Annotated in this window: 1 protein-coding gene; it reads right to left on the reverse strand. The window is 29.7% G+C overall.

Translation table 11 applies throughout. The features are described from left to right. Nucleotides 1-31 precede the first annotated feature (31 nt). Nucleotides 32-1543: an asparagine synthase C-terminal domain-containing protein gene (locus tag ACYQY7_RS13925; RefSeq protein WP_461202949.1), complete on the reverse strand. Its 1512-nt coding sequence runs from the start codon at nt 1541-1543 to the stop codon at nt 32-34. Nucleotides 1544-1618: the final 75 nt, after the last annotated feature.

The raw sequence follows: 1618 nt of genomic DNA on the forward strand, positions 1-1618 counted from the left end.
TCGTCAGTGCTTTCTCTTTTTTGTCACTAAATCACAAAATTTGGTGATGAACCAATTTTATATTAGTATCGATTAAGATCTGATTTAATGTTTTATTACCATCAATATCTTGTAATACGTCTATCCATTCGCCAACTTCTTTTCTTGATAAAGAAAACTCAATAATGTTATTGACCACTATGTAATATAAATCATTTTCAACTTTGTTATTATATAGCTTTACTAATTTTACCCCCTCTTTAAAAGACGGAACATGTCCAAGGTTAATTTCTTTATGTTTGTTAAATTTAGATGAAACTTCATTTTCAATATCTGTCCATTCCCCATTAATTGCAGTTAGTATTTTATCTTGTGGACTTTCTAATACAGTTTTTTGATTAATCATATTTGAAAGTAAACCCATGTTTACCAATCTTAATAGAAATTCTGTACCATAGGCTTCTGGATCTTCCTGAATATTTTTAAAGATAACGTTAATCTTATCAAAATCAATAATATTTTCTGTATATTCATTTAAAAAAGCTTCTTGTAATAACTCTGAATTATTAAAATTTAATAAATTTAACATCATCCTATGTGTATACTTTACGTCTTTTCCATAAAAGAAAGGTACTTTTTCACGATTACAGTATTCTTTAGGAAGATATTCCTTTATTGCCTCTCTTAAAATCTTTTTATCCCAAAGTAATTTCGGGTGTAGTTCTTCAGGTATGGAAAATATCCACTCTACAAGCCTATGATCTAAAAATGGAACTCTATTTTCAATATGATTGGCAGCAGCTATCCTATCTTCATGCCAACAATTATACATTTGTAAATCTCTATACTTTGTTAAGGTATAAGATTGCCATGGTGTTAGATTACTATTATCCCCTAGGTTTTTAAGGAATTTAGTAGATATTGGGTTCGTAACAAAGTGTTCTTCCCAAACGTTTATATTAGTTTTTAATGAACTAATTATCCTGTTTCTCTCAAGAATATTTAAAGAAGAAATAAATCCATTCCAATTTTTTTCGTCCTCTGGAGCGAACATTCTGCTATAACCACCATTAAACTCATCGCTTCCTTGACCTGTAAGTATTACTTTTATATTAGGTCTTATATGTTTAGCATATTTGTGTAGGTTATATTTATAAAATTGTTCAGGTCCACAAAATGGAGTCTCAGTTATCCATAGTAGATGCTTATAACATTGAGGTGTCAATAATTCATTATCTTGCCAATCAAAAATAACTTGGTGGTTGGGTAAATTAAATGTTTTAGAAATTAAGTGTGCATATTTAGCATCTTCATTTGTAAATGTACTTTGGCTCAGTACACTAAAAGTATGGAAATTTTCTCTTTTGGATGCTATTCCTGCGATAGCAGCTGAATCAATCCCACCACTAAGAAACAAACCAATCCCCACATCGCTTTGTAAGCATTTTTCTATTGAATCCTTTAACAATTCCTTATAACCACATATCCAATAATCAACATCTTTATTATTATATTTCTCTTTTTGAATTTTAGTTTCTATATCCCAATACTTCTTTTGATACATGGTACGATCACATATATTTATTTCGGGTCTTCACCATTTTCTGTGATTTCCACTCAATCCCAGAAACATGTTAGC

Source organism: Anoxybacillus sp. TBDG-1 (genome assembly GCF_054815885.1).

Bases quoted from the DNA above. Each gene is read 5' to 3' on its own strand.
- ACYQY7_RS13925 (WP_461202949.1), bottom strand. From the start codon at position 1,543: ATGTATCAAAAGAAGTATTGGGATATAGAAACTAAAATTCAAAAAGAG.